This is a genomic window from Pararcticibacter amylolyticus, from assembly GCF_003130405.1.
GTDB classification, from domain to species: domain Bacteria; phylum Bacteroidota; class Bacteroidia; order Sphingobacteriales; family Sphingobacteriaceae; genus Arcticibacter; species Arcticibacter amylolyticus.
In genome coordinates, this window is the sequence record NZ_QEAS01000002.1 from 56,998 (window position 1) to 71,360 (window position 14,363).

The following is a 14,363-nucleotide window of genomic DNA, read 5'->3' on the forward strand; positions in this document are numbered from 1 at the left end:
GTCCATGGACCATTAAAACCTGCGCCGCCGCCGCCATATCCCCCGTAACAGTTTCCGTCGACGCTGTTCCATCCACCTGTGCCCGGATAGGCTCTTCCCCAGGCGTTATACGGTGTACTGGTTGGTTTATTACTATAAGCAGTGCCATTGCCACGAAATCCCCCGCCGCCTCCACTGTTCATCCCCTGGCCTCCGCCACCGTTTGAACCGCCGCTGTAGTTGGCATTATACTCGGGAGGATTATCTACATAGATACTGCCTGCTCCGACAGAATCCTTTAAGCCGGGACGGCCATCGTATCTGAATACATTTGCCGGCGTAAAAACCCCGTTGTAAGCACACCATGTTGCTCCGGCGCCGCCCCCCGCCACTAATAAAGGTACGGGGTTGCCATTGGTAGATTTGCGTATAATGAACGCGCCGCCGCCTCCACCGGGGGTGGAAGCATTACTGGAACTTCCGTAATTTGTTACGGTACCACCCTGACTTCCAACCAGTATGTCAAGGGATTCTGCAGGTATTACCCGGAAAGTACCTTTCATCGCTGCTCCATAACCACCGGTTGCCGTGTAGGGACTGCCAGAGGAGTACAATGATCCGCCCTGGGCACCTATAGCCTGCATCGTTAAGCTGTCTACATTACTTGGAACGGTAAATGATTGCAGCGAACCGATGTAGTAATCGAAAAATGTAAATGCATACTCCGATCCATAAAGGGTTGTTCCCGATGATGTGATCAGATATGGTCTGATATAATAAATCCTGGAAATTGACGGTACCGACGCCGATAAATTTGATATCGTAGCCTGGAAGGAATAAGTACCGCTTCCGGTGCCGGCAGTAACTTTTGAATTTGCGGTAGTAGGCGATCCGGTAGTATTATACACGATGCCGTTTTCGCTGGGAGAAGGTTGAGCGTTTACCTTCACACTGATAAGAAAAGACCCTAAAGCCGGGGCGTTATCGATCGAGGTGACAGCTAATACCCCAGACCTTTTATATTGTACTCCGAAAAAAGAGGGTAACATCACTTGTGCCCCTGCTGTCAGGTGCAGCACAGTTGAGACAGCCAATAATAAGATCAGCTTTATCTTCTTTGTCCATAAAATATTTCTTTCCGGTATCATTTTTTATCTATAGAGTATAAGAAACACTAAAACAGAAATTTCCATCTTTGTACGGCTATTCTTAATAAATGTTTCTGTTATTTATCTCATGTACCGCGACCTGGGACAGAAGGGGATATGGGGCTATTGTGCGTGCTGCATATAAGATCCCGGATCTTTCTTAAATAGTTTTTTGCAATGCGCTGAACAAAATCCATACAGCTTGCCTTTATAGCTCAGCGTGTCTGCGTACCCTGAACCCACATCCATGCGGCAGACAGGATCTTTTTGGTTGTCTATCCTGACTTTTGTTTTAGCGAGCTCCGGATGTAAAACCGGCTCTATGGCGCTTGTGTACATAGCCCGCATATCTTCCACGATGCTTTTATCAGTATTTTGTTCATTGCCGCCTTTAACCGGCGGCTGCGGATCATATTCCAGGTCGAGCATCACCATCTGAGTGTATTTTTCGCCCATGATGTCGTTTACGACGGCAAGGCTCATGTCTATACCGGCAGACACACCTGCGCTTGTGAAATATTTACCACTTTGGACGTACCGTTTGTTTTGAGAAGTTATACCGAACTCATCTTTAAGGATCTTCTTAGCGAACCAATGGGTAGTGGCCTCTTTGTCTTTCAATAGGCCTGCTGCCGCCAATATCCAGGCACCGGTACAAACGCTGGTGGTATATTTCGAATGGGCATCGATGGCTCTTATCCAGTTCAGCAGGGTGGTATCTTTTGTCAGTGTAAAGGTCTCATTCAAACCACCTGGAATAACGAGGATGTCCAGTTGCTTCACCTCAGCAATGGAGGTATCGCACTGCACCTTCATACCTGCAGTGCTGATCAACCCTTTGTGCCGCCCCACGAAAAATACTTTGGCGCCCATGAGTTCGCTGAATACATGGTAAGGCCCCATGGCGTCTAAAACGGCGTAATTATCATAAAGGAGGATGCCCACAGTTTTGATCTTTGCTTTGGGTTCCGGGAACTTTTCCATTGCATTTTCTGCAAGGCCGTTTTTCTTTTTTGCTTCTTTTTTATTGTTATTACAGGCTGCAATGAACACGGAGATCAAGGCAGCAAAAATTAGTTTTTTCATGATGTGAGGGTTAAAATTTAGCAATCAGAGTTGTACCGTAAGTTCTGGGACTACCCAGGAGAAAGGAGCCGAAGGAGCCATAGGCCACATACTTCTCACTGGCAGCGTTCCGCATCCAGCCGTTCAGTTCGAAGTTTTTAAAGGAAATTCCCGCCTTGAAATTGAGCAGGCTGTAGCCCGGCTGACTCAAGCCGTTGATAAAATCAAAGTAATACCTGCCCAGGTAGCGGTACTCGCCCCTTACAAAAGCGGCCAAAGGCTGCTTGCTTCCTTCAAAATCATAAGTATACTGCGCCGCCAGCATAGAACTTAAGGGCGGCGTGTTGATGGGCCGGTTTCCTTTAAAGTTGACTACCGCGTTAGCTGCTGCGTCATATAACAACAATGATGTATAGCGGGCATGAGAATAACCGGCATTCCAATCGATTTGTAAGCCTTTTACCGGTAAGGCAGTCACTTCCAGTTCCAGGCCTTTGTTATGCATCTCGCCCACGTTCAGGATCAGGGCGTTGACGCCATCCATCGCTGTGCTGATCTGCTGGTTGTGCTGCTTTAAATAAAAGGCGGTGAAGTTCAGTTTCAATTTATTATTGAAGAGCATGTTCTTCCAGCCGATCTCAAAATTGTCCGAGTGTTCGGGCTCATAAGGAACCTGGGCCGGGTCAACCACATTCGTGTTCAGCCCGCCTGCACGAAAACCGCGGGCATAGCTGCCATAAAGCAGCATATCATCCTGTAGCTTATAGCTTAATACCATCTTCGGGGTAAAGGCGTGAAAGCTCGCCTTATAATCCCGGGCAGGTGTAGAAACTGCTGGCTCCGGATCTTTCACGTAATCACTGTACTGGTTCAGGTTGCGGGTTTCATGGTCATAGCGGATACCAGCTGTAAGATCCAGTTTAGGGGTTATGGCATAAGTGGCCTGCCCGAAAAATGCGAATCCTTTGTTATTACCCCTGCTGATATTGGTTGAGGTAAACGGCACATCGGTCGCGCCGGGATCAAGCAAGCCATAGTCTTTTCCGAAGAAGACCGGGGCGTTCATGCGGGTATTTTGCGTGAAGCCGTAGGCTCCGGCTACCCATTTTAACCTGCTCTGGCCCGCTGATGGAGAACTGAACCGGATCTCCTGCGAAAAAACGTGCTGCCTTTGGTTTGGCGCGGTACTAAAGCCATCTAATGGACTGAAGTCGTAATCAACACCTTTGCCTTCATACCAGGCGTGCCAGTCGATGTAAGAGGATACGGATGTAAAGTTAAAATGCTTGCCGTAATAGTTAGCTGCCAAAGAGGTGTTGAAATTATTCCTTCGCTCCACATTAGTCAGGTTGGTATTTACCTGGTAAGGTTCGGCCAATACTTGATCGTAAAATCCTACCCAGGGGAAACTGCCCCGGTCGTTATCGTTCTCTACCCTGGCATTCAGTGCCAGTGACCAGTTGGCAGATGGGAGGTAACGTAAATTGAAGTTACCGGAATAATCCTCCCTGCGGTCAAATCCGCTTTTGGTGAACTCGTTATAGTAGATGGCTCCGCGATGGTTATAGGTAAACGAACCTCCGGCGAATAACTTACCGGCGATTACAGGACTTGTAAGACTGGCAGTATAACGCTGCTGGCCGTAATTTCCAAAGGTCGTCTCGAAATACCCGCCCGGTTTATTCCCCGGCTGCCTGGTGGTGATATTAACCACACCGCCAAAAGCATTACGGCCATAAAGTGTACCTTGCGGGCCGCGCAATATTTCGATGCTCTGAATGTCGGAGAACTGAACCGGGGCAGAAAAATAATCGAACTGGTAAACGCCGTCTACATAGGTGGCGACTGCCTGTTCGTTGGAAAAGCCCATCACGCCGCGGATATTGAGGAAATTAGAACTGGCACTGTTTCCGTGCTCTACCGTAAACAGGTTAGGAGCTAAGGCTGTCAGGTTGGTGACATCCCAAAGCCGGTACTCTTTAATTTGCCTGGCATCCAGTACGGTAATTGCGGCTGGTACATTCTGTACTTCCTGCTCGCGCCGTTCAGCGGTCACCATCACTTCGTTGAGCTGGCGGTCGGCTGTACGGAGCTGAATATCCAGGTGAGTAGTTTCATTGCCTCTTATGCTGATCGTTTTGAATTGCGTGGCAAAGCCGACCGCGCTGACCGATAACTGGTAGTTCCCCTTAGACAATGTAAGCGTGAAAGCTCCATACCGGTCAGAGGCAGTTGCTTTGGTGCTGTTCAACACGTTTATAGTAGCAGACGCTACCGGTAATCCCGTTGTTGTTTTAACGGTTCCTTTAATGACCTGGCTAAAGACAGGTATGCTGTATAAGAATATAAGTATGATATATAGATATTTCATCAGATCGCTGCAAGGGCAATCATACAGGCGCGATGAAGCTCCCGGATGACGCCGGTAAAAAAAAGCAAGGTACGGGCGGCTAAAGCCATTCGTTCCCATTGCAACAAGATAGTTCAGGAATTAAGCGGTCTGTTTGGGTGGCCGGAATACAGAATCGATATGCTGGCTGGTGTACAGGTAGCTGTAAAAAGGAACATGGGAGCTGTTACCTCCGGCAATAGCTGGCTGATTGAATGACAGGTTAAATGGTTCCTGAAAAAAAGAGATCTCCAGGCGGTTTGAATTGCCTTTCGATTCCTGCTCTTTTTCTTTTTCTTCAGCTGCTCTGAGCTTTTTCATCAGGTAACACTTTCCATTACAGTGCATCGCCGGACGCGATCTGTTTTCGCAAAGTTCTTTAGCGATATAGGCTTTATTCAGCTCGAAGCCTGCATATACATAAAACCGTGAAAAGTTTGAGCTGATCACAGTAATTAGTAATAGTATGGCTACGAGTCTATACCACATCGGCTGCAAAGCTATTAATTAGTTGTTAAAACAGAAATCCATAGATAGATATTGATTTGGAAAGCCGCGTTTTTATCGTCACCGGATACGCAAAGGGGACGGAAGCGATTATGGGACAGTTTGACAGGGGCTATCCGGACGTTAGTTTTTAGTAAGATTTCACAAAGCTGGAAGGCGCCTTTCAGGAAGGTGAGGGTTGATGAGGCAGAAGCATTAATTTAAATAGAGTTTAAAGACTGTCCAGCTTAAAATAGCCCAGATGAATCTCATCTTCCTTCGCATTTATTGCAGGTATCAGATCAATGTCGTACAGGTTTTTCGCTTCGGGCAGCAGTACATCATCAATACGGTAAACGTCATCTACATCTATCCCATACTTCTCGTCAATGTGAGCGCTGGCACTTTTAATTTTAGCAATGCTGCTATTTTTAAAAAAACTGGTCATAGTGGAGCTTTTGATAGCTCCTTTTCTGTCGTCCTGTACAGTAAGTAAGATATAGTGCTGCTCTTCGAGCTTACCGGACTGATAACCGCCGAGGTTGACGAAGAAAAGTCTTTTGCCGCTGTTTTTACGGGAAGAGTCTTTCGGTGATATCTTTACGGCATAACCATCCACCCAGGTTACTTCACGCCAGCCATCTATATGGAGACTATTTCCTGCTTCCGGCCAGAAGTTCCGTATTTGATTCACCAGGTCTTTCAAAGATGCGGCGATACCAAAAAAATAGTCATGCTGCTCAACAACCCGGTCCGGAGCTTTGGAACCGAGTAAAACCATAAACAATTTGAGTTCGGGGTTCATAAAATCACAAGTATGTCAGGATTCGTAAACGTTATTAAAAAGTGCCTTTACAATAGCAGCCGATGCGGCTTCTCCAAAATCAAGGCCGGAGTAGTCGGGGTTAAAACCGCCAATGAAAGGTACGGCCATTACATAGATCCTTTCATTCAGTGCATTGTATTCATCAACCGCCTGAAAGCTGTCGTTAATAGAGATGCCGGGTACAATTAAATAGTATTTTCCGTCTTTGTCCTGCCTGACTTTGTCGTTTCCGCCGCGCATCTCCTTCTGCGCGGCACTCTGCTTACGGAAATAAAGCCGGGCCCGGCTTACTGTATTATTTGCAGCAAGGCTTGGAAAAGGCAGTTCTTCGAATGAAAGGTGGGGTTGACCGATGCAGTCTATAAAGGTCTGAAAGCTCTTTTTCTGCTGCTTACCTGACTCATCAGTGTAATGATAATTCGCGCCGCCGTTTTCACCAGGCTCTGTATAACTGTCGCGACCAACTGCTACAATATCCAGGCATCCGGCTTTATGCATAGCCAGCATTTCGGCCGCCGAACTTTGGGGGATATAAGCTATAACAATAGAGATGAGCGGCATTAATACCCGCTGCAGCCGTATCATATCTTCTGCAGAAAAATACTTGGCCGGATAATTCATCGTAAAACTGAGTACCCCCAGCATTTCCTTCCAGTAAACAGACTCGCGCCTCTTTATAGATTTTGCTGCTTCCGAGTATTCTGCAGCAAGCAAAAGGAAGGGGTCAAGCCTTTCCCGCAGCTCCATCATTTTTTCGACGAATTCTTCCAGCGAGAGATCGCGGATCTGTTCATAGAACTCCGGATCTTTTTCCCGGATACCCGCTCTGAAATTTCTTTCAAACACATAATCCAACGGCAAAAAGCCATCGTTCGCTTTTCGTACCGCGGAAATTTCTGTATGATCTAAAACGGTTCCCTTGCCCTGATGAGAATCATCGAGGTGGAAACGGAGCGCGGGAAGCATGCCGTTACGGGAGTGCATTACTATGCCGAAGCCGGGTGTTTCCGGGTTTACATGATACACAAGATTACCTGATCCGTCGTTTTCAAACTCACCGTTGTTTCTTGCTAATGTTCTTATAGCGTCAATGGCTGTTAAGGAAGACCCTCGTATTGCAATCTGGTGATCTGATGAGAAATTGAGCTTGGATGGGGGGTAGGGTGAGTCGTAATAGCCCGGGACCTCTCCTTCATGTTTATGAGGCCACAGGTGGCCTGTGCAGATGATCACCTTGTCATAGGATCCGGCCAGCTTATCCTCAACAAATATTTCCACTGTTTCCTTCCCGGGAACATCTGCAATATCGGTGACGATGCTGTTAAAGTGAATGTTTGTGATGAGGCCTTTTTTATCACCCTGCTTCAGCATCAGTTTAAACTGATCCGAAAGATATTGACCGAACAGGAGCCGGGGAAGTGTTTTGTACTCGTTAAATTCCCGGGCATCAATCCTGAACTTACGCAAGGTATCTTTGTGAACAGTGCCGATCCATTCAGATACTGTTTTAAAGATTTCAGGAATTTCATTTCCTGAGACATTCGTGATGTGTTCATCATTTGCGCCGGCTGAACTGTAAGGCATACCTGCGCCGAGATAGTTTCCCTTCTCATAAATGTCGATGATTAAATTATCCCTGCCGGATTCGGTTAAACGTTTATACATGAACAAAGCGCTCGGCCCTCCGCCTATAATGGCTATTTTTAAAGCAGGTGTTTGTTTTGATTCTTTCAAGTTGTATATAAAAAACCGGCCTTTATCAGCAGGCAGGGTTATAACATCCATTGATATGTTTTGTGTTGTACAGCGGCCGGACATCTGTTGTTGCTATCACAATGCCTTCTGTTGGAAGTGTCGTTTGGTTATAATACAGCTCCAGCATGTCTTAAGACTTGCTGGAGCTGCATAAAGAGCTGATTTTATTTATTCTAAACCATTTTTCGTCATATTAGTTAGAAAAATATTTTGCATAATGCTCTTTTCTTATGAGTTTTATCAACCAATATAAAAACTGTGATTACCGATATATATAGATGAAGGGATTCGCTGTGAAGAAATTTGAATATGAAACTTTAGCTTTGTTCATTCGGACGAATGAGGATCTGAGGAAGAATGCGGTTGAGATTTTTCCCTTTACTGAATAGATTATTTCTATACCTGGTTTGACAATATGCCGGCAGGCTGTATTAACATAAATCATACAAATGAAGATCATACTAACGGGTGCTACTGGCTATATCGGCAAAAGATTGCTTCCGGTTTTGCTGCAACAGGGACATCATGTTCTGTGCGCTGTGAGAGACAAAGCACGGCTGGACCTTGAAAAATACGAGTCAGGGCAGGTTCAATTTATCGAATGCGATCTTTTGAATCCGGATACCCTGAGTGAACTGCCGCTGGACATCGATGCGGCTTATTACCTTGTGCATTCGATGACCGGCGAAGACTTTGGAAACAGGGAGAAACTTTGTGCCGAAAATTTCGTCAGTTACCTCGACCGGACGACTGCCAGGCAGCTGGTGTATTTAAGCGGGATCGTCAATAGTGCAGAATTATCACCGCATTTGTCGTCCCGTAAGACAGTTGAAGATACATTAAGACGAAGCAGGGTGCCGCTTACAGCACTAAGAGCCGGGATAATAGTGGGCTCAGGAAGTGCTTCGTTCGAGATCATCCGCGACCTGGTGGAAAAGTTGCCGGTAATGGTCGCCCCAAAATGGTTAAAAACGCGTTGTCAACCGATCGCTATCCGCAACGTGATCCAGTTTCTTTCCGGTGTACTGCTTCATGACAGTACATTCGGCCGGCATTTTGACATTTGCGGCCCGGACATTCTCACTTACAAACAAATGCTGCTGCAGTTCGCCAGTGTTCGCCGCCTCAGCCGCCGGATCATCATCGTGCCGGTGATGACACCCCGCTTATCATCCTACTGGCTTTATTTTATGACATCCATTTCGTATCGCCTCGCGGTAAATCTTGTTGACAGTATGAAGGTAGATGTGATCGGGGTGCCGAATAATCTTGCTGACGAGCTGAACATTCAACTGATCGCTTACAAGGATTCTATCAGAATGGCGTTTGATAAGATTGAGCAAAACCTGGTGCTGTCTGCCTGGAACGATTCTGGCAGCACTGTTTTTGAAAAAGGTCTTGCGACCCATATTGAGGTTCCCGGGTTTGGGGTATTCCAGGATAAAAAAGTTGAAAAAGCGAAAGATATTCACTTATCGGAAGCAAAGATATTCGCCATCGGCGGCCGCACGGGCTGGTATTATGCAAACCGGTTATGGGCGCTTCGGGGATGGCTCGACAGATTGTTCGGGGGCGTAGGACTCAGACGCGGAAGAAAAAATGCCAGTGAGGTTAGTCCCGGTGACGCACTTGACTTTTGGCGGGTTATTCTTGCAGACAGGGAAACTAAAAGACTTTTGCTTTATGCTGAGATGAAGCTTCCGGGCGAGGCCTGGCTGGAGTTTGTAATTGACGAACATGAATGCGTTCATCAGACCGCTACTTTCAGGCCACATGGACTCGCCGGCAGGTTGTATTGGTATGCCATGTTACCGTTCCATCACTTTATTTTCAGGGGAATGCTGCACGAGATTGCAAAATAGATTAAAAGGCCATCTTAGTTTTTTAGATAGCCTCTTTGTTTTATTCACAGGGCTTTAATTTTAGCATGTTGACCCTTTGGAAAACTATGCTGCCGGTATTTGGCTGAAGTAAGGAGCTGACAAATAACTTAACTAAGTAAGAAGGCACGAAATAACCGGTGAGGCCTACGGGATCTCAGCCCCGGGCGATTATTACCTGCTTATGTATAAAATGGACGGCTTTCCCAAAGAAGAAATGCTTTCAAAAATATATTGGTGTATTATGAGAAATGAGGGAATGGCCATAATGTTGTAAACAGGGCGAGAATGGCAGGGGCTAAAAAAGTGAGGAACAGCCGCTCTTTGGATACCATATTTATATAAGCCCTATCCACGGGGAGACAAGAAATTTAATCCCTAAGCTCTTGATAATTCTGATAAGATATTGTATCTATGTAACATAGATACACTTGATCGAAACGTAAAACTAACTTTCATTCTATAATCGGAGGGGCGTTCCGGCGTTAAGGTTAAAACAATATTGCTGTAAAAACGAGCAGACGGACCAATTATTAAAGATGAGCAATATTAAAAGCATCATGGTTTATGTTTTTGCCTTTTTGGTTATCAGCACCGCTTTTTTCTTTTTAAGCGTTACTTTCCAGGAAGTCGATCGGTATAACGCACGCAGCGATCAGAATATAAGAACGCGTCTCAGCCTTCAGAACCTTAGCCGTTATGTGATCAATGCCGCGGTAATGAATCCCGACCTTCTGGAAAAAACCAAAAGTACACGACATGCAAATTTGTTTCAGGTGGATAGTTTCGCTGTGTTTAAAGAACTTGACACGCTTAATCATCTCTCATCGGATCGCGGAAATATACTTACCATACAGAAACTCAGCAGAGCTGTAAGATCACAATTTTCCTGGATATTGAGGAGCAACGTGCCCGATTCTATTGTGAATGATAAAGCGGAAGGGAGGATTGACCATCTGGAAGAAATCAGCCATCTTATCGGGCAAGCTATCTTACGTACCCATGATGTGCAGGAACAACTCAGAACGGAGCTTGATCAAACGAACCGCCGAATGAAGCGGTGGATGATTCTATTCATATTTTCATCAATAAGCTTGCTGACCTGGGGTATTACGGCGCTCGTTATTCAAAAACGCAAAAGTGAAAAAAAGTCACGGACTCTCGAGTTCCTCCTCAACAAAGCGAACAGCCTGGCCCGCCTCGGTAACTGGGAATACAATGTGGAGCAGAATTCTATTTACTGGTCTGATATCACGCGGGAAATTCACGAGCTGGGCAAAGATTACGAGTTAAATCTGAGTAACGCCATAAATGCTTACACGCCGAAACATCGCGATATCATCATGGCTCGCGTGAGCGCAGCTTTGGAAAGCGGGCTGTCATGGGATGAAGAACTGCAAATTGTCACACCGCAGGGACAAAAAAAATGGGTCAGAACCATCGGGGAGGCTGAATTTGTGAACGGCAAATGCAAACGCATTTACGGGAGCTTCCAGGATATTAATATTCTGAAACAAACCGAGATCAGGTTAAAACGTATTTTAAAAACACACAAGGACTATCTTCTTGCTCTTGATGAATCCTGTATCGTTGCGATGACAGATGCGGCTGGTACCATTCTTTCTGTTAACGATTATTTTTGCCGTATATCCAGGTATTCGCGCGAGGAGCTATTAGGGAGGACCCATAACATTATCAATTCAGGATATCATTCCAGGGAATTCTTTCGCGACCTTTGGAAGACGATTTCCTCCGGCAAGATCTGGCGTGGGGAAATCAGGAATAAGGCGAAGGACGGCAGATATTACTGGGTTTATACCACTATCACTCCCTTTCTTGATAAACAGGGAAAACCAGTTCGGTATTTAGCTGTCCGCTTTGATATCACTTCACAGAAAGAGCAGGAACACAACCTCAAAGGGCTTAATGAGGACCTCGGTAAGAAGGCTGCTGAATTAGCCGCTTCCAACAATGAATTAGAGCAGTTCGCTTATGTCGCTTCGCATGACCTTCAGGAACCTCTCCGAATGGTGACCGGTTTTCTTTCCCAACTTGAGAAGAAGTATGCGGACAGTTTAGATGAGAAAGCTAAAAAGTACATTTATTTCGCTGTAGACGGAGCTAAACGGATGAGGCAGATCATCCTTGACCTCCTTGAATTCTCGAGAGTTGGCAGAACAGAGCTGAATAAAGAATACGTTGACCTGAAAGAATTAGTCCACGAAGTCAAAGTTCTGGAGAGCAGCCAGATCGGGGAAAAGAGAGCATCGGTTGAAGCCGGAGCTCTGCCTGTTGTCTTTTCATACAAGGCTCCTCTTCGCCAGATAATCTTAAACCTGGTAGATAACGCACTTAAATACAGCAGAGCCACTGAAGCTCCCGATATAAGGATAGCCTCGGAAGAGCACACAGACCACTGGGAGATCACTGTATCGGATAACGGGATAGGAATTGAAGCAGAATATTTCGAAAGGATCTTTGTCATCTTCCAGCGTCTCCATAAGAAGGATGAGTATTCCGGAACTGGCATGGGTCTTGCCATAACAAAGAAGATTGTTGAAAACCTGGGTGGGAAGATATGGATCGAATCTACTCCGGGCAGAGGATCATCTTTTCATTTTACACTTAGAAAAGATGGACAGAATTTAAACACTTATTGATTCAATTTACTTTATTATATGAAAACGTTAACAAGCATCATCCCGATTGAAATCCTGCTTGTAGAGGACAATGAAGGCGATATTCTGCTCACGAAAGAAGCCTTTGAGGATTCTGCACTGGCCAATGTCCTTCGTGTGGTAAGAGATGGAAAAGAAGCGATCAATTACGTTAACCGCGAGAACGGCTATGAAGATGTCGGTCTGCCCGACCTCCTGCTGCTCGATATCAATTTACCAAAGAAGAACGGGCACGAGGTGCTTCACCATGTCAAGAGCACCGAATCGTTGAAACATATCCCCATTATCATGCTTACGACGTCCTCTTCAGAACGTGACATCAACCTGGCTTATAACAGCCATGCAAACTGCTATATCACGAAGCCCGCGGAGCTGGAAGATTTCACCTCTATGATCAGTAAAATTGAGAACTTCTGGACAACTATTGTTAAGTTACCCATTAAGTGACGATCATGAGTAATGAAAGAATTACTTACAGGATCCTCGTCATCGAAGATAACCCCGGCGACTTTATACTAATTGAGGATATTTTGAATGAATACATCGATCCGCAGATCGTTCATGCCGAAACATTCAGAGAGGCGGAGAGCGTCCTGGCGGGGAATGACGCACCGCTTTTCGATGTCGTCCTCCTCGATCTTACGCTTCCTGATAAAAGCGGACGTCAACTGATTGACCAGATACTGACACTTGTGCCTCATTGTCCTGTTATTGTTCTTACAGGTTTTGCCGATATTGAGTTCAGCATGGAAACTATTTCACTGGGGATAGCTGACTATCTTTTAAAAGATGAGCTATCTCCGATGATCCTTTACAAAAGTATTTTATATACTATCGAACGCAAACGCTACATCAATGCCATAGAAGAACAGAACAAGCGGCTGCGTGAAATTGCTTTTATACAATCGCACATCGTGAGAGCTCCACTTGCACGCCTGATGGGTATAGCCAACATACTTAAAGACACAAAGATGCCGTCATCTGAAAGTAATACCTGGATTCTTCACTTCATAAACTGTGCGAATGAACTGGATTCAGTGATCCGTGATATCATCAAAAAAACAGACCAGACGGGCTGATTGCGGCCGTCCAACTCTTACGAGCAAGCTCACTTCAGCATATCAAAGGAATTTTCGCCGTTAACCAGGACTTGTTCATTTTCAGGCATCCTTTTTAGGATATGGATCCACCACCGGTCAGCCGCAAATAACCATGGCGGGGTTTTACTTGTGAGCTGATCTGGTTTTTGACTGACATTTCATGATTACGCAAACAAAAGAAGATCCAGGTTCCGGGCATGGCGGGAACCTTTTCATGTAATTATGCGGAGCAGCCGATTGGGGAACACTTTTCAGTTAGTACGGGGAGGTTTGTTCATAATATCTAATATCCGGGACAAATGTCCTTGGTTTGTTCATCCCTCTGTGGAATTTTGTCTTTTCAAAAGAAAAAAGTAAAGAATGAAAAACCACATAAAAACAATAGCATTCGATGCAGACGATACCTTGTGGGTAAACGAACCTTATTTTCAGGAAGCAGAGAAACAATTTTGTCAGTTACTTGAAAATTATCTGCCCCAGCATTCGGTTTCACAGGAGTTGTACAGAACCGAAATGAAGAACCTGCATCTGTATGGTTACGGAGTGAAAGGTTTTGTATTGTGTATGATTGAAACTGCAAGCAGGATTTCCAACCGTACCGTTTCGTTGGAATTGATTGACAGAATCATAGCTATAGGACAGGAACTCCTGCAAAAGCCAATCGAATTATTACCAGGCGTTCCTGAAACCCTGGAACAGCTGAAAGGCAAATACAGATTAATAGTAGCTACCAAAGGCGATTTACTAGACCAGGAACGTAAACTGAAAAATTCGGGGTTAGAAAGCTATTTTTATCATATCGAGATAATGAGCGATAAGAAAGTAAGCGACTATCAAAAGCTGTTAGAACATCTGGACTGCAAGCCCGAAAATTTCCTGATGCTGGGAAATTCCATTAAATCGGATATACTGCCTGTTTTGGAGCTTGGCGGTTATGGAGGACACATTCCGTACCATGTAACATGGACACACGAACAACACGAACACAATCTGAAACACGATAGCTTTATAGAACTGAACAGCATTGACAGTATTCTGAATTATTTATAGGAATGAC

The 14,363-nt window shown here is 45.3% G+C and carries 10 protein-coding genes and 1 pseudogene; 5 read left to right on the forward strand and 6 right to left on the reverse strand.

The genetic code is table 11. The annotated features are described in order from the left end of the window. From DDR33_RS02700 to DDR33_RS02725, 6 genes and pseudogenes are all read right to left on the reverse strand, one after another. Positions 1–1,127: pseudogene (locus DDR33_RS02700) on the reverse strand (glycine-rich protein); the annotation flags it as partial. A gap of 123 nt (positions 1,128–1,250) precedes the next feature. Further along, positions 1,251–2,213 (reverse strand): DJ-1/PfpI family protein, encoded by a 963-nt coding sequence (locus DDR33_RS02705; protein WP_109414235.1) that lies wholly within the window; start codon positions 2,211–2,213, stop codon positions 1,251–1,253. A gap of 10 nt (positions 2,214–2,223) precedes the next feature. Beyond that, positions 2,224–4,563, reverse strand: coding sequence for a TonB-dependent receptor (locus DDR33_RS02710; RefSeq protein WP_109414539.1), 2,340 nt, complete (start codon positions 4,561–4,563; stop codon positions 2,224–2,226). Between the two features lie 120 nt (positions 4,564–4,683). After that, positions 4,684–5,070 (reverse strand): hypothetical protein, encoded by a 387-nt coding sequence (locus tag DDR33_RS02715; protein ID WP_202913638.1) that lies wholly within the window; start codon positions 5,068–5,070, stop codon positions 4,684–4,686. Positions 5,071–5,299: 229 nt separating this feature from the next. Continuing rightward, complete coding sequence (locus tag DDR33_RS02720) at positions 5,300–5,872, reverse strand: DUF1543 domain-containing protein (protein WP_109414236.1); 573 nt, start codon at positions 5,870–5,872, stop codon at positions 5,300–5,302. A gap of 15 nt (positions 5,873–5,887) precedes the next feature. Beyond that, entirely contained in the window at positions 5,888–7,678 is a 1,791-nt protein-coding gene (locus tag DDR33_RS02725) for an FAD/NAD(P)-binding protein (protein ID WP_109414541.1), read from the reverse strand. Positions 7,679–8,097: 419 nt separating this feature from the next. Here DDR33_RS02725 and DDR33_RS02730 point away from each other — a divergent pair, with 419 nt between their 5' ends. The 5 genes from DDR33_RS02730 (at position 8,098) to DDR33_RS02750 (ending at position 14,356) form a co-directional block, all read left to right on the forward strand. Beyond that, a complete protein-coding gene (locus DDR33_RS02730) occupies positions 8,098–9,510 on the forward strand; it encodes an SDR family oxidoreductase (RefSeq protein WP_109414237.1) in 1,413 nt (470 codons plus the stop codon). 557 nt (positions 9,511–10,067) lie between these two features. After that, positions 10,068–12,188, forward strand: coding sequence for a sensor histidine kinase (locus tag DDR33_RS02735; RefSeq protein WP_109414238.1), 2,121 nt, complete (start codon positions 10,068–10,070; stop codon positions 12,186–12,188). 18 nt (positions 12,189–12,206) lie between these two features. Beyond that, on the forward strand, positions 12,207–12,653 hold the full coding sequence (locus DDR33_RS02740) for a response regulator (RefSeq protein ID WP_109414239.1): 447 nt from the start codon (positions 12,207–12,209) through the stop codon (positions 12,651–12,653). Between the two features lie 5 nt (positions 12,654–12,658). Then, entirely contained in the window at positions 12,659–13,285 is a 627-nt protein-coding gene (locus DDR33_RS02745) for a response regulator (RefSeq protein ID WP_109414240.1), read from the forward strand. A 381-nt stretch (positions 13,286–13,666) separates the two neighbouring features. Next, complete coding sequence (locus DDR33_RS02750) at positions 13,667–14,356, forward strand: HAD family hydrolase (RefSeq protein ID WP_109414241.1); 690 nt, start codon at positions 13,667–13,669, stop codon at positions 14,354–14,356. The last annotated feature ends 7 nt before the right edge of the window (positions 14,357–14,363 follow it).

Coding starts and splice junctions, on each gene's coding strand:
- DDR33_RS02705 (WP_109414235.1), bottom strand. CDS start 2,213: ATGAAAAAACTAATTTTTGCTGCCTTGATCTCCGTGTTCATTGCAGCC.
- DDR33_RS02710 (WP_109414539.1), bottom strand. CDS start 4,563: ATGAAATATCTATATATCATACTTATATTCTTATACAGCATACCTGTC.
- DDR33_RS02715 (WP_202913638.1), bottom strand. CDS start 5,070: ATGTGGTATAGACTCGTAGCCATACTATTACTAATTACTGTGATCAGC.
- DDR33_RS02720 (WP_109414236.1), bottom strand. CDS start 5,872: ATGAACCCCGAACTCAAATTGTTTATGGTTTTACTCGGTTCCAAAGCT.
- DDR33_RS02725 (WP_109414541.1), bottom strand. CDS start 7,678: ATGGATGTTATAACCCTGCCTGCTGATAAAGGCCGGTTTTTTATATAC.
- DDR33_RS02730 (WP_109414237.1), top strand. CDS start 8,098: ATGAAGATCATACTAACGGGTGCTACTGGCTATATCGGCAAAAGATTG.
- DDR33_RS02735 (WP_109414238.1), top strand. CDS start 10,068: ATGAGCAATATTAAAAGCATCATGGTTTATGTTTTTGCCTTTTTGGTT.
- DDR33_RS02740 (WP_109414239.1), top strand. CDS start 12,207: ATGAAAACGTTAACAAGCATCATCCCGATTGAAATCCTGCTTGTAGAG.
- DDR33_RS02745 (WP_109414240.1), top strand. CDS start 12,659: ATGAGTAATGAAAGAATTACTTACAGGATCCTCGTCATCGAAGATAAC.
- DDR33_RS02750 (WP_109414241.1), top strand. CDS start 13,667: ATGAAAAACCACATAAAAACAATAGCATTCGATGCAGACGATACCTTG.